The following is a 17,850-nucleotide window of genomic DNA, read 5'->3' as shown; positions in this document are numbered from 1 at the left end:
TCAACCACCGGCCCGGGGGTCGAAGGTGCTGCCCGCGTCCTGCGTATAGGGCGTGACCTGCCACTGTCCGAAGTCGAGCACCCGGCTCGGATCGTGGGCGACGAACTTCCACGGCCCGAGATAGACATTGTCGTGCCAGCGGTTCCGCTGCCGGTGGGTGATGGCACGGGCCACCCCCTCACCGTGGTACGGCGACCAGTCCGGATAGGTGCCGTAGTTGGCCAGCACCGCCATGCGGTCGCACTTCACTGTGCAGTCGACGACGGACTTGTCCAGCACGAAGCGGTTGCTGTGGATCTCCACCCGCTGGGTCCGCCACCGGCAGTCGGTGTAGAGGGGTGCGGTGGCGATGGCCGGCCGCGCGCAGCGGTCGGGGTCCTTGACGAGCAGGGTGCACACACCGGACGAGGTGTTGGCGGGGCTGTTGCAGAACCGGTCGGCGTTCTCCCACAGGGTGATGCCGGACCAGTTGTTCTCCAGCACGTTCCGGTGGATCTCGATCCGGTCCGTACGGGCCGGGATCCGTGGTTCGCCGCCGGCCTCGGAGAGATAGAGGGTCGCGTACGGGAAGCTGTCGCCGCCGTCGGCGTGTTTGCGGCCCTCGACCCAGTTGTTCCGCCGGATCATGTTCTTCCGGATGACCGCGTTGTAGCTGGTCTCATAGATCAGCGCGGCACCGTCGTTGGCGTCCAGCACATTGCCCTCGATGCGGAAGTCGTTGTTGTTGGTGTCCGCCCACAGCCCGGCCCCGCGGTTGTCGTGCACCCAGTTGCCCCGTACATCCGCACCGTCGACGGCCCAGAACTTGACGCCCGCGGTGCAGCCGCAGCCCGGCCGCCGCCGCTCCCAGTCGTCGGTGTTGTTGCCCACGATCTCGTTGCCCTCGACCACCAGGTCCCTGACCCCGCCGGAGGCCTTGTAGGCGTTCATGCCGTACTGGCCGTTGCCGCGCAGACAGCTGGCACGGACCTGCTGACGGGCACCGGCCATCAGCCCGGCGCCGGAGTTGTGCTGGATCGTCGCGTGCTCGATCACCCATCCGTCGGCCGAGTCGTGGTTGACCACGCCCTCGTTGTGCGGCGCGACGAAGCGCTGCACGGTCAGATGGCGGATGGTGACATCGGGGGCGGCACCGCCGAACGCGTACTGGTTGGTCCTGCGGCCGTCGAGCACCGCGCCCGGCGCGCCGAGGTAGCGGTTCCCCTTCTTGGGGACGACCTGGGCGTAGCGGCCGGGTTCCAGCCGGTGCTTGCCCGGCCGGAGCCAGAAGGTGGTGGCCGGGGGGCTGTTCCGGGTCTTCGCCGCCAGGTCGCCGACGACCGCGGGGTCGACCGTCACCGCGCCCGGCGGCGCCTTCGCCGGCCCGGCCACGGGCTCGGCGCACACCCGGGCCACGGAGGTGGAGGGCGTGGCGGCCGATTCCGCCGGGGCGCCCTGTGTGCTCACACAGCCGCTCGCCAGCAGTGCCGGCGCCGCCGCCGGCAACGCCCAGTTACGCCATGTGATCCCCACCCGTCCCCCTCCCAGGTCGTCTCTTCCGGAGTCGATCCGGCCTGATCCACAAGAACTCCCTAACCGCGGAACCTGAGTACGGTGGTGAACTCCCCCGACGGCGCGGTGCCGTCGGCGAAGCCGGTGCCGACCAGCGTCGTGGTGGGTTCCTTGCGCCCGAAGCCCGCGGAGTACCAGCCCAGCGGTGGATCGGTCTCCCCGCGATGCGCCCGCCAGCAGAGCCGGTCGGGCAGTTCCAGCTCCGCGGAGCGGTCCTCGCCGTCCCGGGTCCAGGTGAGTTCCGCCCGGTTCCCCACCAGCTCCGCGGTGATCGCAGGACCGAGGTGGAACGCCAGGCGGACGGCCCGGCGCGGGCCCCGTACCTCGTCCACCACGCGCAGCTCCCGGCTCGCGGCGGTCAGCTCCACCCGGCGGCGGTGCACCGAGCCCGGATAGCCGTCGTGCTCGGCGCACCAGCGGGCCGTGCCCCCCTCGGAGGTGTCCGCGGTCAGGACCCGGCTGCGGGCGTGCCGGGTCCACAGGAACGGGCCGCCGGAGACCGACTGGTCGGCGTCGTCCAGTTGCAGGGTGTTGTGGCCGAGGGTCGACCGGAAGTACTGCCGCCACTCGGGCTGCCCGTGGTAGCAGTAGGTCCCCGGGTCGGCGAGTACATCGACCCCGTCGTGCCGGACCTCCACGGACAGCGCGTCCGCGTGGGCGTGCGCGGCGATGGAGAGGAAGCCGTGCGGGCCGCCGTCGCAGCGGCACCAGATCTCCCCGGGGCCGCGCAGGATGGTCATCCCCGCGTCGGCGAAGTGGGCGGGCCGGTCCGCCGGGCGGGTCACGGCCGGTGCCCCGGGCCGGATGAGCGCGGCCAGCAGCGGGGTGCGCACATCGGTGCCGGTGACCTCCGGCCACCAGGCGAGCCGGCCGAACACGGCGTCCCCGGTGGCCAGCAGTGAGGCCCAGCGGTCGGTGCCCGCGCCGTCCACGACCAGACCGTGCCCGTCGTCCGCGTCCCCCTGGCGCGGCGGCCGCAGCCGGCTGTCCACGACGGCCGCGAGCGCGTCGGTCATGCGCAGCAGTACCAGCCGGAGGGTGGCGGGGACCGGCACACCGGCGGTGTCCGCCTCGGCCACCGCGGCCAGGCCCAGCTCCAGGACCAGTCCGTGGTACTCGCTGGCCAGCTCGCGGTTGAGGCCGGAGCCGAAAGTGTTGCTCCGCAGCTGCCGGTCCAGCGAGCGCAGTGCGTCGTCCCGCCAGCGCGCCGATTCGGAGAACCAGTCGAAGGCACAGGCCGCGGCGGCCTGCCCGGCGGTCTCGGCGATGATGTGGTTGTTCGCCGAGGAGCCCCGGCTGGGGAAGGCGGCGAGCCAGCGCTGGTGGTGCCAGATCTGGTGGATCGCCACGGGGTTGCCCTCGAAGAGCCCGGCCGCGCCCGGCCAGCCGTCGAGCAGCCGGCGGATCCACACCCAGGAGAGCAGCCGGATCCCCAGCTCGATGCCGCTGATCCAGTGCACCCCGCGCAGCGGCGGGTTGGCCGCCCACCACGACCGGAGGTGTCCGGCCACGCGCTCGGCGTACCGCTCGTCCCCGGTGACCGCGTAGGCGGCGGCGAGCACGGTGAGGTGGTGGTGCCGGGACAGCTCCCAGATCTGCTTGATGTCCCCGACCGCGTCCTCGCTGCGGTACGGCACGTCGAAGGCGTAGCCGGAGGGGGCCCGGCGCCCGGTCCTGGGGTCGTAGGACCAGTCCGGGTCGGTCAGGTCGTCGCGTTCCACCCCGAAGTACTCGGCATGGCCGGCCAGCAGCCGGTCCGCCTCGGCGGTGAGCCGTTTCGCGGCGTCCGGTGGCACCGCGTCGACCGTCCCGGCGGGCAGGACGGCGGTGAAGCGGGCGCCGGTCACCCGCGGGCAGTCGGGCAGGGCGGACCGCCACCGCCGTCTGCGCACGGTGTCGCCCACCCGGCCGCCGATCTCCTGGGGGCCCATCCGGGACAGCCGCCGCAGATACCAGCCCGGGCTCGTGGTCATCGGGCCGCCGCCAGGGTCACCGGAGCGCCGGCGGCCAGGCCGGTCCGTACGGCGAGGGTGGCCGCCGTGGTGGCGACCAGTGACTCCAGCGGCACCGGCATCGGCCCGCCGGTCCGGACCGCCGTGAGGAAGGCGTCCAGCTCGGCGCGCTGGCCCTTGTCACGGGCCTTGGACAGCCGGGGGCTGTTCCACCGCTGGGGACCGTACACCGAGGCACGGACGAAGTCGTCGAGCCGCAGCACCTTGCCGTCCGCGATCAGGTCCAGGGTCTCCTTGGGGAAGCCGGCCGGGCCGGTGGTGACATAGCTGATGGTGGCGGTGGACCCGTCCGGGTAGCCCAGGACGATCTGGAGGTCGTCGTTGCCGGAGGTGGCGACCGAGTACACCGAGACCGGGTCGGCGGCGAGCAGCCAGCTCGCCGTGTCGATGAAGTGCCCGCCCTCGCCGGCGAAGCGTGAGCCCTCGGTGTTCTGCTGGAGGTACCAGCTGCCGTGGTCGAGCCGGCCCGCGTTGACCAGGTAGCGGAGGCTCGCCGGGCCGGTCCGGGCGCCGAACCGCTTTCTGGCCTCCCGCAGCAGGGGCGCGAACCGGCGGTTGAAGCCGACCTGGAGCCGGTCGTTGCCGGACTCCTCGACCGTCGTGAGGACGCCGGCCAGCTCCTCCTCGGTGAGCGCCAGCGGCTTCTCCACGAAGACCGCCTTGCCGGCGAGCAGTGCCTTCCGGGTCAGCGCCGCGTGCGAGCTGTGCCGGGTGACCACGAAGACCGCGTCGATGGACGGGTCGCCGAGCAGGGTGTCGAGGTCGGTGGTCGCCTCGGCGAAGCCGAACTTCCGCTGGGCGTTGACCCCGGAGAGCGCCGTCGTGGTGACGACCGTGGACAGTTCGACACCGTCCCGCCCGGCCAGATGCGGCAGCAGCATGGAGGTCGCGTAGTTCCCCGCGCCGATGAAGCCGAGGCGCACCGGCGCCTGGGCGGACCGGGCCGGGGTGGACGCTCCGCCGCCGCGCCGCACCGCGGGCACGGCCACCGCCGGGGGCTCCGCCCCGGCCGTCTCCCCGTCGGCGCCGGGGTAGCGGAAGAGCACCGCCACGGCCTTCAGCTCGCCCTCCTTCAGGCTCCGGTAGGTCTCGACGGCGTCGTCGAAGTCGGCGATGTGGGAGACCAGGGGCTCCACATCGACCCGGCCCCGGGCGAGGAGGTCGAGGAAGCACGCCAGATTGCGGCGCTCGGTCCAGCGCACATAGCCGATCGGGTAGTCCCGGCCCTCGATCTCGTACTCCGGGTCGTAGCGGCCGGGGCCGTAGGAGCGGGAGAAGCGGACCTCCAGCTCCTTCTCGTAGTACGCGTTCCACGGCAGGTCCAGCCGGCATTTACCGATGTCGATCACCCGGCCGCGGTCCCGGCAGAGGCGGGCGGCCAGCTCGACGGGCTGGTTGCTGCCGCCGCCCGCGGCCAGATACACCTGGTCCACGCCATGGCCGTCGGTGATCTCGGCGACGGCGCTCTCCACGGCCGCGGAGGCGGGATCGCCGCAGGCCTCGGCGCCCAGCCGCGCGGCGAGATCGCAGCGCGACGGATCGGGGTCGACGCCGATGACCCGGACTCCCGAGGCGGTCAGCAGCTGCACCACCAGCTGCCCGATCAGTCCGAGGCCGATGACCAGGGCCACGTCGCCGAGGTGCGGCTCGCCCTGGCGGACGCCCTGCATCGCGATCGACCCGACGGTGCCGAAGGCCGCGTGGCTCGGCGCGAGGCCGTCCGGCACCCGGGCGTAGAGGTTCTTCGGTACCCAGTTCACCTCGGCGTGGAGCGCGTGCTCATTGCCGGCGCAGGCCACCAGGTCGCCGACCTTCACATCGTCGATCCCGGGGCCGACCTGCTCGACCACTCCGCAGAGCGAGTAGCCCAGCGGGGTGTAGGAGTCCAGCTTGCCCATCACCTTGCGGTAGGTGGCGGGCACCCCGTTGGTGGCCACGCTCTGCATGACCTTGGCCACCTGGTCCGGCCGGGAGCGGGCCTTGCCCAGCATCGACATACCGGCCTCGGAGACCTTCATGAGCTCGGTCCCGGTGGAGATCAGCGAGAAGGCGCTCCGGACCAGTACCCCGCCCGGCTTGCACCCCGGCACCGGCACGTCGAGCAGCGCCAGCTCGCCGCTCTTGTAGTTCTGCACAACCTGTTTCACCCGAGCTCCTCTTGTTTCCACGCCTTCAGGCCGCCCGGCTCTGGCCGGAGCCAGAGGTGGCGGAGCGATACCAGTACTCAAGGGTCAGCACATGCCACAGATGCTTGGAGAAGTCCCGCTGCCCGGCGGCGTCCTCGGCGACCATCCGCGCCAGCGCCTCACGGCGCAGGAAGCCGGAACGGACGAGCACACCGTCGTTGACCACCTCGCGCACCAGCGGCGCCAGATCCCGGCTCATCCAGGCGCGCAGCGGGGCGCTGAAGAGGCCCTTGGGCCGGTACACGATCTCCCGGGGCAGGATCGAGGTGGCCGCCTCCTTGAGGGCGGCCTTGCCCTGCCGTCCGACGATCTTGCGGTCACCGGGGACGGCGAACGCCGCCCTGACCACCTCGACATCCACATACGGCACCCGTACCTCGGTCGACGCGGCCATGCTCGACCGGTCCGTATAGGCGAGGTTCAGCCCCGGCAGGAACATCCGGGCGTCGCCCAGGCACATGCGGTTGACGAAGTCGTCGAGGTCGTTGTCGTGGTAGATGTCGGCGTGCTCGGTCAGGACGTCGTCGACCGTCCCGGCCAGGTCCGGGTTGATGAGGCCGAGCAGCTCCTCCTGGTCGTACATGGTGTAGCTGCGCCGGAACGCGGTCTCCTCCGGCAGACCGGCGAAGGAGAGGAAGCGCTTCGCGAAGCGGACCGACCGGAACCCCCGGCGGGAGGTGGCGACCGGCAGCCGGTCCACGGCCTGGAAGAGTCCGCGCCGCAGGGGCCCCGGGACGCGCTGGTAGCGCACGGCGAGCAGATTGGCCAGGTGCTTGCGGTACCCGGCGAACAGCTCGTCGGCGCCCATGCCCGAGAGCATCACCTTGACCCCGGCCTCCCGGGCGGCCGAGCAGATCAGGAAGGTGTTGATCGCGGCGGGGTCGCCGATGGGCTCGTCCAGGTGGTACGTCATCTTCGGCAGCAGGTCGAGCACCTGCGGGGCGATCTCGATCTCCTTCAGATCGACCCCGAACCGCTCGGCCACCTGCCGGGCGTAGCGCAGGTCGTCCGGCATCGCCTCGAACCGGGCGTCCTCGGCGCGGAAGCCGATCGTGTACGCGGAGATCCCGGGCTGGTGGCGGGCGGCCAGCGCGGTCAGATAGCTGGAATCCAGCCCGCCGGAGAGGAAGGTCGCCACCGGTACGTCGGAGAGCAGATGCCGACGGTTCGACTCCTCGACGATGGCGGCCAGGTCCGGCAGCTCGCCGCTACGGGCCCGCTCCCGGCCCTCCTCGGCGACCTCCCGGAGGTTCCAGAACCGGCCGCGCTCCACCCGGCCGTCGGGCCGGCACCGCAGCCAGCTCCCCGGCGGCACCTTCTCCGCCTCACGGAAGGCGCAGCGCGAGTCCGGCACCCAGTAGTACAGCAGGGAGGCCACCAGCGCCGCGTGGTCCACCTCCAGCGATCCGCCGGTGACGGCGGCGAGGGCCTTCAGCTCGGAGGCGAACATCAGGCCCGTACCGCGCCGGAGCAGGAACAGCGGCTTGATGCCGAGCTGGTCGCGGGCGAGCACCAGCTCACCGGTCCGCTCGTCGAAGACCGCGAACGCGAACATGCCGCGCAGCCGGGGCAGACAGTCCGTGCCCCAGCGCCGCCAGGCCTCCAGCAGTACCTCGGTGTCGGAGGTGCCGCGGAAGCGCACCCCGGTGGCCGCCAGCTCGGTACGGAGTTCGGGCGCGTTGTACAGCTCGCCGTTGTACGTGAGGACGAGGCCGTCCGAGACCATCGGCTGGGCGCCGGCCTCGGACAGATCGATGATGGCCAGTCGGCGGTGCCCGAGGTGCACCTCGCCGTCGCCGACGGAGTGGCTGTACCGGCCGGCCCCGTCCGGACCCCGGTGGGCGAGGATGTCGGTGAGCCGGTCGGTCACGGCCTTTCCGTCCGGCCATCGGTACGTGCCTGCGATGCCACACATGTTCTACCGTGCCTCCTGGTCGCTGTCCGGGCCCGGTGCGGCCGGCGTCGACAGCCGCTCCGTCCGCAGCCGGCCCGTACCGTTCTGCCGGGCCAGCAGCTCCGTACGCAGCCGGCCCGCTCCGTTCTGCCGGGCCGACCGCTCGTCATGGCCACGCAGCGCGAAGTGCTGCCCGTCCCAGAGCGTGCCGTCGGTCCGGTCCCGCGGATCGGGGTCGATCAGCACCACACCGATCACCGGAATGGACTGGTCCGCGAGTTGCCGTGCCACGGTGTGCAGCCATGCGGCGCTGCCGTGCCCGGCCCGCACGACGAGCACGGTCCGGCCGCCGAGGTAGCGGAGATCGGTCCATGCCGTGCCGGGCGCGACCGAGCCGACCCCGATCCGGCGGGTGTCGTGGGGCACGGTCGCGACCTCCTCGCCGCCGACCACGGCCGGGCCGTCCGGCTTCCGGCGGATCTTGGTGAGTTCCGGGCCGGGCAGGCCGTCGACAACGACCACCGGCCCCTCCGCCGCCAGTGCCTCGGCGAGGTCCAGGGCCATCGCGCCCGTGCCGCGCGCACAGCCCAGCTCCAGCAGCGACACGGGCTCCGTGGAGCCGCGTACCGTACGGGCCAGGGTCGCGGTGAGCCGGTCGCGTGCCGCCCGGGTCCGCCGCAGCTGCCGCCACCAGCCCGGCCGGCGGGGCACCCGGCGCAGCTCCGCGATGACCGAGGCGCCCAGATTCGCGGCGATCTCCCGGCGCAGTACGGGGCGGTCCGCCACCACCGCGCCGACCGCGGCCAGCGCGATTCCGGCGACGAGCCCGAGGACGAGCCCGATCGCGGCGTTGGTCGCCACGGACCTGGGCAGGGAGTGCCGCACCGCGCGGGGGGCGTCCACGATCTGGGTGCCGGCGATGACCCGGGGGTTTCCGGTACGGGCCTCCGCGGCGCGCTGGTCGAAGTCGGCGATCCGTGAGTTGAGTTCGGCCCGGCGGGCGAAGAGCGACTCGGTGCTCGCCGACGCCCTCCGGTCGTCCGCCGACGCTTCCTGGTCGTTCCCCGGCGACCGGTCCCCGATCTCCTTGTTGACCCGGGCGAGTTCCTTCCTCATCCGGTCACGCTGGTCGAGGAGGGCCTCGGCCTCGGCGGTCGCGCCTTCCCGCAGCCGCCGTACATGGTCCGCGACAAACGCGTCGGCCAGCGCCTTGGCACGGGCCACCGCGTCCGCGTCGCTCTTCCCCGTCACATCGATCTGCAACAGATTGTTGGTCAGGCCGGTCCCCCGGTACTCGCCGAGGAACTCCTCGGGGTCCTGCGGGGACTTGAGGGTCTCCAGGGCCCTGCCGGCGATCCGTGTGGTCCCCAGCAGGGCGATGTCGGTACGCATCAGGGTTCCGGTGTCGTTGGGGTGGTCCTCCTGATGGGCGACCAGCACCTTGGTCACCGCGGTCGGCGGCGGTACCAGCAGGACCGCCGCCGCCACACCGCCCAGCAGTCCCAGCAGTGCCGTGGCGCACCAGAGGCGGCTGCGTCGGCGTACCGCCACCACCAGCGCGTGCAGGTCCAGCAGCGGAGCGGCTGCCGCCGGCTCCGAGGTCGTGCTCGTTGTCACCCTGACTCCCCCGTAGCGTGGCCGCTGGCCGTGAGCGCCGGGGTGGCCTTGTCCTCGGCACGGCCGTCGGGCGGCGCCGGACGGGCCCGGACCGGGCCGGCGACGACGACGCCGACGACCTCGTGCCCGCCGTCCGCGCAGGCCCCGGCGATACCGGCCAGCTCCCCCGCGGTCCAGTTGCCCGCGCTGAGGACGACCAGGGCACCGGACTCGGTGTCGCGGTCCGGCACCATCGGCCGGTCCACCGAGACCTCCACCACCCGCAGCACGGGGTCTCCCTTGCCCGAGGAGGCGGGGGAAGGATCGGTCCCGGCCTCCTCGACGAGGTGTCCGGCGGCCCGCCGGGCGATCTCGTCGCCGTCCGGTACGACCACCAGCAGCCGGCGGGGGGCGGGCAGCTGCTCCCGGAGACGGGCGCACACCCGCTGGTAGCGGGTCCGTCTGCTGGCCTCGTCGCCGGAGCTCCGCGGAGCCGGTACGTCCCACCGGGTGTCGACCTCCAGCAGCCGGCGGATCCTGGCCCGCGGGTCACGGCCCTCCGGCCGCGGCACGCTCCGTTCACCCGGCACATCGACGGTACCCAGAACCGCCGAGCCCAGCGCCGAGGCGATCTCCGGTTCGGTGCGCAGCCGGCGGTTCATCCGTGCGGCGGCGAGATGGCCGATGACCGCGAGCAGGGGTAACAGCACCGCCCCGGCGGCGATGAGCTGCGTTCTCGTCGGCGGCGCGGCACCGGTCGGCCGGACCGCCGGGCCCATGACGACCAGGCCGGCCTTGTTGTTCGCCGGGTCGGCCTCGTCCAGCTTCTCCATCGCCTCCTGCAACGAGGTGCGCAGCTTCTCCAGCGCGGTACGGGCCTGCACGCTCTCCACGGTCTGCCCCGGATCGGCCGCCTTGGCCAGGTCGGTGATGCGGCGGTGGGTCTCCTCCACCTTCTGCCGCAGTGTCTCGGGCCCGGTGGCCTCTTCGGTGTCGGTGCTGTCGCCCGCGATCCGCGCGGCGAAGGCGACGAGTTGCTGCGCCACCTGGTCGGCGAGGCGCTGGGCGCGCTCCGGGGTTTCGGCCGTTCCCGAGATCGTGATGATGTTCCCGTCCGATGCCTTGGCGCTCACCCGCTCCCGTAACCCGGCTCCGCTGACGCCCCGCCAGCCGAGGGTGGCGGCCGTGCGGTCGACCACCGCCGAACTGGTGGCGATCTCGACCTGGGTCATCAGCTCGCGCTGCTCCCACTGCCCCGGCAGCAGGACCGACGCCGACGCCGTGTAACGCGGTGGGAACAGCACCGAGGTGCCGTAGCCGACGAGCGCGCCCACCAGAGCGAGGATGGTGAGGAGCCGCCGCCGCCGACGGATAATCCGCCCGATCGTGACCAGGCGTATCGTGTCATCGCTCAACGGCGCGGCCACTTCCCTGTCTTTCCTGTCTTCTGTGCTGTGCCTGTCGTGCCTGCCCTGCCTGCCGTTCCTGTCCGGACCGCGCCGCCCGCCAACACCGGAGTGTGGTCGCGGCAGGCGACGTCATAGGCGGCGAGCAGGGCTCGCTGGGAGTTCCGCCAGGCGAGCTGTCCGCTGATCCGCTCCTGGCCGAACTTCCCCATCCGGGCCCGCTGCTCCGGATCGTCCAGCAGCTCCGCGATGAGCCCGGCGAACGCGGCCTCGTCGTTGGCGGGCGCGTAGAGCGCCGCTTCACCGGCGGAGACCCGCGCCTCCCGGAGGTCGAACGAGACGATCGGCCGGCCCATCGCCATGTACTCCAGGACCTTGTTCATCGTCGACACATCGTTGAGCGGATTGCGCGGGTCGGGGGAGAGACATACATCCGCGGTGGACAGATAGCGCACCAGGTCGGCGTCGGGGATGCGCCCGGTGAACTGCACCTGGTCGGAGAGACCGAGCGTCCGGGACAGCTCCACCATCGCGTCGAAGGCGTCGCCGGAGCCGACGAACACCGCGTGCCAGTCGGTCCGCCCCTGCTCGTCACGGAGCTTCGCCAGGGCCCGCAGGGCGTAGTCGACACCGTCCTGAGGGCCCATGACACCGAGGTAGCAGAGCAGATGGGACTTGCCGCGCTTCAGCTCCGGCTCGGGCGGAACCGGCTGGAACCGATCGGTCTGGGGCGCGCTGCGCACCACGAAGACATCCTCCGGCCGTTGACCGCCACGGCGAATCGCGACGTCCCGGTAGCTCTCGTTGGTGGCGAGCACGACATCGGCGGTGCGGTAGGTCAGCCGTTCCAGCGCGCACACGGCGCGGTAGAGCAGATCCTCGCCCCGGTCGAACCGGGAGAGATACAGCTCGGGCACCAGGTCGTGCTGGTCGAAGACAAAGCGCGCACCGCGCCGCTTCAGCCACAGAGCCGGCAGGAACAGCAGGTCGGGCGGGTTGCAGGCATGGACCACATCGACCGGGCCGACCTTGCGGGCCAGCCGGGCCGTGTGCCACAGCGCCGATCCGTACTCCCGCAGATAGCCGGCCGGGCCTCCGGTGGCCGCGCGCAGGGGGTAGCGGTGGATCCGCACCCCGTCGATCACCGCCTCCGCCTCCGTGTCCCGCTTGCTCCCCCGGGGGCAGATGACATGGACCTCCCACCCCGCGTCGCGCAGGGTCAGGCACTCCTGCCACACCCGCCGGTCGAACGGCACCGACAGGTTCTCCACCAGGATCAGCGCACGCCGGCCCGGCCGGTCACCGCCGGATGTCTCATCGAACGAATGGTCACCAAGCAAGGCCGACGTACCCCGGTTCGGTCCGGCGCGCCTCGGCGTCGGGAAGGCGGACAAGGTCGATGATCAGCGGGCCGTCGCCATGGGGCAGGGCCGACAGCACGGCCGGATCCCTGGTCCCGATCAGACACACCTCGGCGTGTTCGAGCACCTCCTCGACGGAGTCCGCGAGGAGTTGCGCGAGGTGCGGCAGCCGGGTCTCGATGTACTCGCGGTTCGCGCCGAGCAGCCGGGAGAGGCTCACATTGGCGTCGTGGATCCGCAGGTCGTACCCCTTGCCGAAGAGTCTCTCCGCCAGCTCGACCAGCGGGCTCTCGCGGAGGTCGTCGGTGCCGGGTTTGAAGGAGAGCCCGAACAGGCCCACCCGGCGCTTCCCGGTGCGCTCGACCAGCTCCACCGCCCGCTGGAGATGGGCGGAGTTGGAGGGCAGTACGTTGGAGAGGATGGGCACCGAGACATCGGCGCGCTGGGCCGCGTGGACCAGGCTGCGCAGGTCCTTGGGCAGGCAGGAGCCGCCGAAGGCGAAGCCGGGCCGCAGATAGGCGGGGCTGATGTTCAGCTTGCGGTCGGCCAGGAAGACATCCATCACCTGGTGGGAGTCGACCCCGAGCGCCTGGCACACCGCGCCCAGTTCATTGGCGAAGCCGACCTTGAGGCCATGGAAGGCGTTGTCCGCGTATTTGATCGCCTCGGCCGTCGGGACCGGCACCCGGAACACCTCGCCGGGCAGGCCGTCGTAGAGGGCCAGCACCGCGTCGCCGCTCGCCGGGTCGATCTCGCCGATGACGGTCTTGGGCGGGTCGAAGAAGTCCCGCACGCTGGTGCCCTCGCGCAGGAACTCCGGGTTGACCGCGACCCCGAAGTCCACTCCCGCCGTTCCGCCGACGGACTTCTCCAGAATCGGCACCAGCAGGTTCAGACAGGTGCCCGGGAGCATGGTGCTGCGGAAGACGACGGTCTGCCGCCCGCCCCGCTCCGCCAGCGCGGCGCCGATCTGCTCGGTGACCCGCTCCAGATAGGTGGTGCAGAGGCTGCCGTTGGGCTCGGACGGAGTGCCCACACAGATCAGGGACACCTCGCTGCCCTGGATCGCCTCACGGACGTCGGCGGTGGCGCGTAACGCCCCGGTCCGCACGACCTCGGCGATCAGCTCGCCGATCCTTTCCTCGACCACCGGGGCCTTGCCGTCGTTGACCAGGTCGACCTTCACCTGGTTGACGTCCACCCCGATGACCTCGTGCCCCATGCTGGCCAGGCACGCGGCTGACACACAGCCGACATAGCCGAGCCCGAAAACGCTGACCTTCATGAACCGTTTCTCCCCCCCAGGCAGGCCCTCCCGGCCCGCGGTCCGCGCGCCGTCCGGACGACGATCTCCGCGCATCAGTAGGCCCCCTGCCCGTAGACCACGGCACGCAGTGTCTTCCACAAGATCACTGTGTCCAGGGCGAGCGACCAGTCCTCCACGTACCGCAGGTCCAGCCGGACCGCCTCGTCCCAGGGCAGGTCACTGCGTCCGCTGATCTGCCACAGGCCGGTGAGTCCGGGCTTGACCAGCAGCCGCCGCCGGATGTCCGGGCCGTACGCGGCGGACTCCTCCGGCAGCGGTGGGCGCGGGCCGACCAGCGACATCGATCCGGTGAGCACATTGAAGAGCTGTGGCAGCTCGTCGATCGAGTGCCGGCGCAGCACCGCTCCCACCCGGGTCACCCGCGGATCCCGGCGGAGTTTGAAGAGCACCCCGGCGCCCTCGTTGCGGTCGGCGAGCGCGTCACGTGCCCGGTCGGCGCCGGCGACCATGGTGCGGAACTTGAGGATGGTGAACTCGCGGCCGTCCTTGCCGACCCTGCGCTGGCGGTAGAAGGCCCCGCCCCGGCTCTCCGTCAGCACCAGCAGCCCGACGAAGACCATCAGCGGCGCGAGCAGGATCAGCAGGATCGCCGCGCCCATCCGGTCGACGACCGCCTTGACCGCCCGGCGGCCCCCGGTGAAGGTCGGCATGCTGACCCGCAGCAGCGGGATCCCCAGCACCGCGTCGACATGCAGCCGGGGGCCTGCCACCTCCATCAGGACCGGGGCCACGACCATCTCGGCATCGCTGCCCTCAAGGTTCCAGGCCAGCCGCTGGAGCCGGTCCGGTGACCAGTGCGGGTCCGGTGTGATCGCGACGACCCGGTAGCCGTCGCGGCGGACATGGCCCGCGACATCCGCCAGCCGGCCGACCACCGGCACTCCGTCGAGTTGGTCGCCGTCGAGTCCGAGACCGTCCGTGGTGCACACCCCGTCCACCCGCCAGCCGAGATGCGGGAACTTACGGGCCCGGGTGATCAGATCGCGCACGGTGGCCAGGCTCCCGGCGGCGAGCACCGGGCGCAGACACCGTCCTTCCTTCCGCTGTTTGTGCAGCCAGAGACGGAGCAGATACCGCTCGGTCATGGTGATGAGGGCGATGGCGGGGATCGCCACGAAGATCCAGAGTTTGATGTTGCGCGAGGTGAGGGCGATCCCGCCGAGTGCCAGGACGACGGCCGCCGTGAAAAGCGAGCGTCCGAGCCTGCGGAATTCCTCGGCACCCTGGCCGAGAACAGCCGGAGCCCAGGCTCGATTCACCGCCAGCGCGCCCAGCACCAACAGCTCGGTGCCGAATGCGAGAATGCCCCATTTCTCATGCCAATTGGCCGCGTCCCGGGCCCCGAAGAAGTTGCCGATCGACGCCACCACCAAAGCGGTGGCCGCGGTATCGCTGATGATCACGGTACGGCGGTACCGCTCCTCCCAGTCGATCGCGGGCCGACTGATCGCCCCGTTCGCCAGACGCCCGCGCGCCGACGGGAACGGGCTGGCTAATTCCCCCTGCTGCACAGAACCCCCCCAGGTCCCCAGCGGTTCAACGTGTTCGCTTCCACACTGTTCCTCTCCTTCGGGAGGCCCCCGCCTCCCGCGCCGTGCTGTCCCTCCCCTCGGAAGGCCCCCGCCCCCCGCGCAGGACATCCCGGCTTGCAGTGCACTGTGAACAACCCACCCCGGAGGCAGCGGACTCCTACGTCCTGCCGGGCTCTCCAGGTATACGGAACCCGCCGGGACCCCGAGTGCTCCCCGCACCCAAGGGGCCCCCTCCCGGGCTCCAGGAATTGATCACCCCCACGCCCGGCGCCGGGGAGGCGAATACCGGCTTCCCCTGGTACCGAACCCAAAGATCATTACTGTTCGCCTCATGCCCGAACAGCTGAAGCACGGTCAATCTAGACCATCGGGGCCGGTATGGAGAGGGGATGTGTGCAATTCGTGTTCAAGCTTTGACAGTGGATTCACCGACCGATGACCAACCATGGGCGCCCTGACTCAGCGGACACACGCGGTGACCTGGGGTGATGATGGTCCTTCGGGCCGCCCTCACGGGCCGCGCCGAGGGGTCCCGGCCCTGACATTCGGGCCGCACCCTGACACACGCTCGTTACCTTCCGCCGGGCGGCACCCTCGTAGCACCCCCCGAGGAGTCCGAACGGGTGCGCGAAGAGGCCGAGTGGGTACGGGCGGCAACGGGCCGGCCGGGGCTCCCGCGCCGCCACCCGTCACCACCGCGCCGCCACCGGGAACCGGCCGGTGGCCTGGCCGGAAAGGTGTGTTCCGGGCGGGCGGCCGCGCCAGGGCGGACCCTCGACCGCCACCGGGCGAATTCGCCGTCCCGCCTGCGCGACCGGGCCGGCGATCCTATGCTGACAGCGAGGGTGGAGCCGATCTGGGGGGGCATGCCTCATGGGGGCAGCAGGCAGGAGCGCGTCCATAGTGAAGTCAGGGGTCAAGCGACTCCTGGGACGTGCCGGATTCGACATCGTGCGCAGCACCAACAACCTGGGGGGCGTGGACGACTTCATCCCGTTCGAGGCGACGATGCGGGCCGCGCGGGCGGCCGGTCTGTCGGTCGGTGACCACATCGACGCGGTCATGAACGGGACACCCGGCGCCACCCAGTCCACCATCGACGAACTGAGCGCTCTCGGTGTCTTCGCCCCCGGCCCGAAGACGGTGCTGGAGATCGGCCCCGGGTCCGGACGGTATCTGGAGAAGACCCTGAAGCAGTGTTCACCGGGCCGCTACGAGATCTACGAGACGGCGAAGCCCTGGGCCGACTATCTGGTGGAGACCTTCGGCGTGGTCGCCCAGCCGACCGAGGGATCCAGCCTCGCGCCGACACCTGACGGCAGTGTCGACCTCGTACAGGCCCACAAGGTCTTCAACACCGTGACCTTCCTCTGCGCCGCCCGCTACTTCTTCGAGATGGCACGCGTCACCCGACCCGGTGGCCGGATCGTCTTCGATGTCATGACCGAGACCTGTCTGGATCCCGCCGCGGTCCGCACCTGGGCGACACGGGGCGGCTCGGGGCACGACTCCTTCCCGGCCGCCATGCCCCGCCGGACCTGTGTGGACCTCTTCGCGACCCTCGGCTGCGACCTGGAGGCCGCCTTCCAGGCACCCATGGGCATCGCCACCACGGAGGTGCTGGTCTTCACCAAGAGGGCCTGACCCTCGGAAGACCTCCGCCCACCCAACGGCCGGCGGTCCTCCACGGCCGGCCGCCCCGCCCACCAGGGAACCCTCCCGTCGGCTCCCCCGCACACCGCTGTAGTCGACCGGCCTCGCGTACGGGAGGTGAGCGGGGTGGAAGCGCTCTCATGGGGACGGCCGCCCGACGCTAGGCTGTAGGCGTTCCGGCCACGGTCCACGGCATCGCCCGCACGACGTGCCGCCGCCCCCGTCGACGAGGAGCGCCCGCCTTGCCCGAGCAGTCCCCCGGGTCCCGGCCCACCCTGGAAGCCGTCGCCGCCCGTGCGGGGGTGTCCCGGGCCACCGCCTCACGGGTGGTCAACGGGGGCAACGGGGTGCGCAAGCCCCTGGTCGACAAGGTCCTCCAGGCGGTCGACGAGCTGGGTTACATCCCGAACCACGCCGCCCGGACCCTGGTCACCCGCAGGACCGGGGCGGTGGCCGTGGTCATCGCGGAGCCGGAGATACGGATCTTCTCGGACCCGTTCTTCTCCCAGCAGATACGGGGCATCAGCAAGGAGCTGACCGCCCATGACACCCAGCTCGTCCTGCTGCTGGTGGAGGGGCCCGGCGACTTCGACCGGATCGCCCGGTACCTCTCCGGCGGGCATGTGGACGGCGCGCTCGCCTTCTCGCTGCACACCGACGACCCGCTGCCCGCGATCACCCGGCGGGCCGGCGTCCCGACCGTCTACGGGGGCCGCCCCGGCTGGACGGCGGACCCCGGGGCCGGGGCCGTGCCCTATGTGGACGCCGACAACCGGGGCGGGGCGCGGGTGGCCGTGCGGTATCTGCGGGAGCTCGGACGGGAGCGGATCGCGCACATCGCCGGGCCGCCCGACCAGACATCGGCACAGGACCGGTTCGACGGCTACCGGGATGTGCTGCTGGACGTGGACCCGACCCTCGTCGCCGCCGGGGCGTTCACCGTGGAGAGCGGGGCGCGGGCGATGGCCGAGCTGCTGGAGCGGCGGCCCGACCTGGACGCCGTCTTCGCGGCCAACGACCTCATGGCGTCGGGTGCGCTGCGGGTGCTGCGCGAGCGGGGGATCACCGTCCCCGACCGGGTCGCGCTGGTCGGGTTCGACGACATGGCATCGGTGGCCGAGGCGACCGATCCGCCGCTGACCACCGTCAGCCAGGACATCGAGGGACAGGGCCGGCTGATGGCCCGGCTGCTGCTGCGCGGGCTCAACCGGGACGGCTCGGGAGCGGACACCCCCGACTCGGTCATCACCCCGACCACGCTGGTGCGGCGGGCCTCCGCCTGACAGGCCGGTGGCCCACAAAGCCGTTGATCCACCAGGCCCGGTGCCCGCC

At 71.7% G+C, this 17,850-nt stretch carries 11 protein-coding genes; 2 read left to right on the top strand and 9 right to left on the bottom strand.

Features of this window, described 5'->3' with window-relative positions; translation table 11 throughout:
* From ABT354_RS02280 to ABT354_RS02240, 9 genes are all read right to left on the bottom strand, one after another.
* Complete coding sequence (locus tag ABT354_RS02280; RefSeq protein WP_351487780.1) at positions 1-1,512, bottom strand: right-handed parallel beta-helix repeat-containing protein; 1,512 nt, start codon at positions 1,510-1,512, stop codon at positions 1-3.
* Between the two features lie 59 nt (positions 1,513-1,571).
* Positions 1,572-3,524, bottom strand: coding sequence for an alginate lyase family protein (locus ABT354_RS02275; RefSeq protein ID WP_351487777.1), 1,953 nt, complete (start codon positions 3,522-3,524; stop codon positions 1,572-1,574).
* Positions 3,521-5,710, bottom strand: coding sequence for a bi-domain-containing oxidoreductase (locus ABT354_RS02270; RefSeq protein WP_351487774.1), 2,190 nt, complete (start codon positions 5,708-5,710; stop codon positions 3,521-3,523). Before ABT354_RS02270 ends, ABT354_RS02275 begins: the two co-directional genes overlap by 4 nt.
* A 25-nt stretch (positions 5,711-5,735) precedes the next feature.
* Positions 5,736-7,664, bottom strand: coding sequence for an asparagine synthase (glutamine-hydrolyzing) (gene asnB / locus ABT354_RS02265; protein ID WP_351487772.1), 1,929 nt, complete (start codon positions 7,662-7,664; stop codon positions 5,736-5,738).
* A gap of 3 nt (positions 7,665-7,667) precedes the next feature.
* Positions 7,668-9,260 carry a Wzz/FepE/Etk N-terminal domain-containing protein gene (locus ABT354_RS02260; protein WP_351487769.1) on the bottom strand — a complete coding sequence of 531 codons (1,593 nt, stop codon included), beginning with the start codon at positions 9,258-9,260 and terminating at the stop codon, positions 7,668-7,670.
* Positions 9,257-10,654 (bottom strand): Wzz/FepE/Etk N-terminal domain-containing protein, encoded by a 1,398-nt coding sequence (locus tag ABT354_RS02255; RefSeq protein ID WP_351487767.1) that lies wholly within the window; start codon positions 10,652-10,654, stop codon positions 9,257-9,259. The genes ABT354_RS02260 and ABT354_RS02255 overlap by 4 nt, the downstream gene beginning before the upstream one ends.
* Positions 10,651-11,985, bottom strand: coding sequence for a glycosyltransferase family 4 protein (locus ABT354_RS02250; protein ID WP_351487765.1), 1,335 nt, complete (start codon positions 11,983-11,985; stop codon positions 10,651-10,653). The genes ABT354_RS02255 and ABT354_RS02250 overlap by 4 nt, the downstream gene beginning before the upstream one ends.
* The gene (locus tag ABT354_RS02245; protein ID WP_351487762.1) at positions 11,975-13,291 is read right to left on the bottom strand and encodes a nucleotide sugar dehydrogenase; all 1,317 of its coding nucleotides are present in this window, start codon (positions 13,289-13,291) and stop codon (positions 11,975-11,977) included. Before ABT354_RS02245 ends, ABT354_RS02250 begins: the two co-directional genes overlap by 11 nt.
* Positions 13,292-13,365: 74 nt before the next feature.
* A complete protein-coding gene (locus ABT354_RS02240) occupies positions 13,366-14,844 on the bottom strand; it encodes a sugar transferase (protein WP_351487759.1) in 1,479 nt (492 codons plus the stop codon).
* 894 nt (positions 14,845-15,738) lie between these two features.
* On the opposite strand from ABT354_RS02240, the gene ABT354_RS02235 reads away from it, so the two are divergent.
* Complete coding sequence (locus ABT354_RS02235; RefSeq protein ID WP_351487757.1) at positions 15,739-16,509, top strand: methyltransferase domain-containing protein; 771 nt, start codon at positions 15,739-15,741, stop codon at positions 16,507-16,509.
* 251 nt (positions 16,510-16,760) lie between these two features.
* The gene (locus ABT354_RS02230) at positions 16,761-17,801 is read left to right on the top strand and encodes a LacI family DNA-binding transcriptional regulator (RefSeq protein WP_351487755.1); all 1,041 of its coding nucleotides are present in this window, start codon (positions 16,761-16,763) and stop codon (positions 17,799-17,801) included.
* Positions 17,802-17,850 lie beyond the last annotated feature (49 nt).

Source organism: Streptomyces sp. NPDC000594 (assembly GCF_040299965.1).
In the GTDB taxonomy this organism is placed as follows: domain Bacteria; phylum Actinomycetota; class Actinomycetes; order Streptomycetales; family Streptomycetaceae; genus Streptomyces.
This window is presented reverse-complemented; position numbering and strand designations above follow the sequence as displayed.

Excerpts from the sequence above, each read along its gene's own strand:
- ABT354_RS02275 (WP_351487777.1), bottom strand. The coding sequence starts at position 3,524 with ATGACCACGAGCCCGGGCTGGTATCTGCGGCGGCTGTCCCGGATGGGC.
- asnB (WP_351487772.1), bottom strand. The coding sequence starts at position 7,664 with ATGTGTGGCATCGCAGGCACGTACCGATGGCCGGACGGAAAGGCCGTG.
- ABT354_RS02245 (WP_351487762.1), bottom strand. The coding sequence starts at position 13,291 with ATGAAGGTCAGCGTTTTCGGGCTCGGCTATGTCGGCTGTGTGTCAGCC.
- ABT354_RS02235 (WP_351487757.1), top strand. The coding sequence starts at position 15,739 with ATGGGGGCAGCAGGCAGGAGCGCGTCCATAGTGAAGTCAGGGGTCAAG.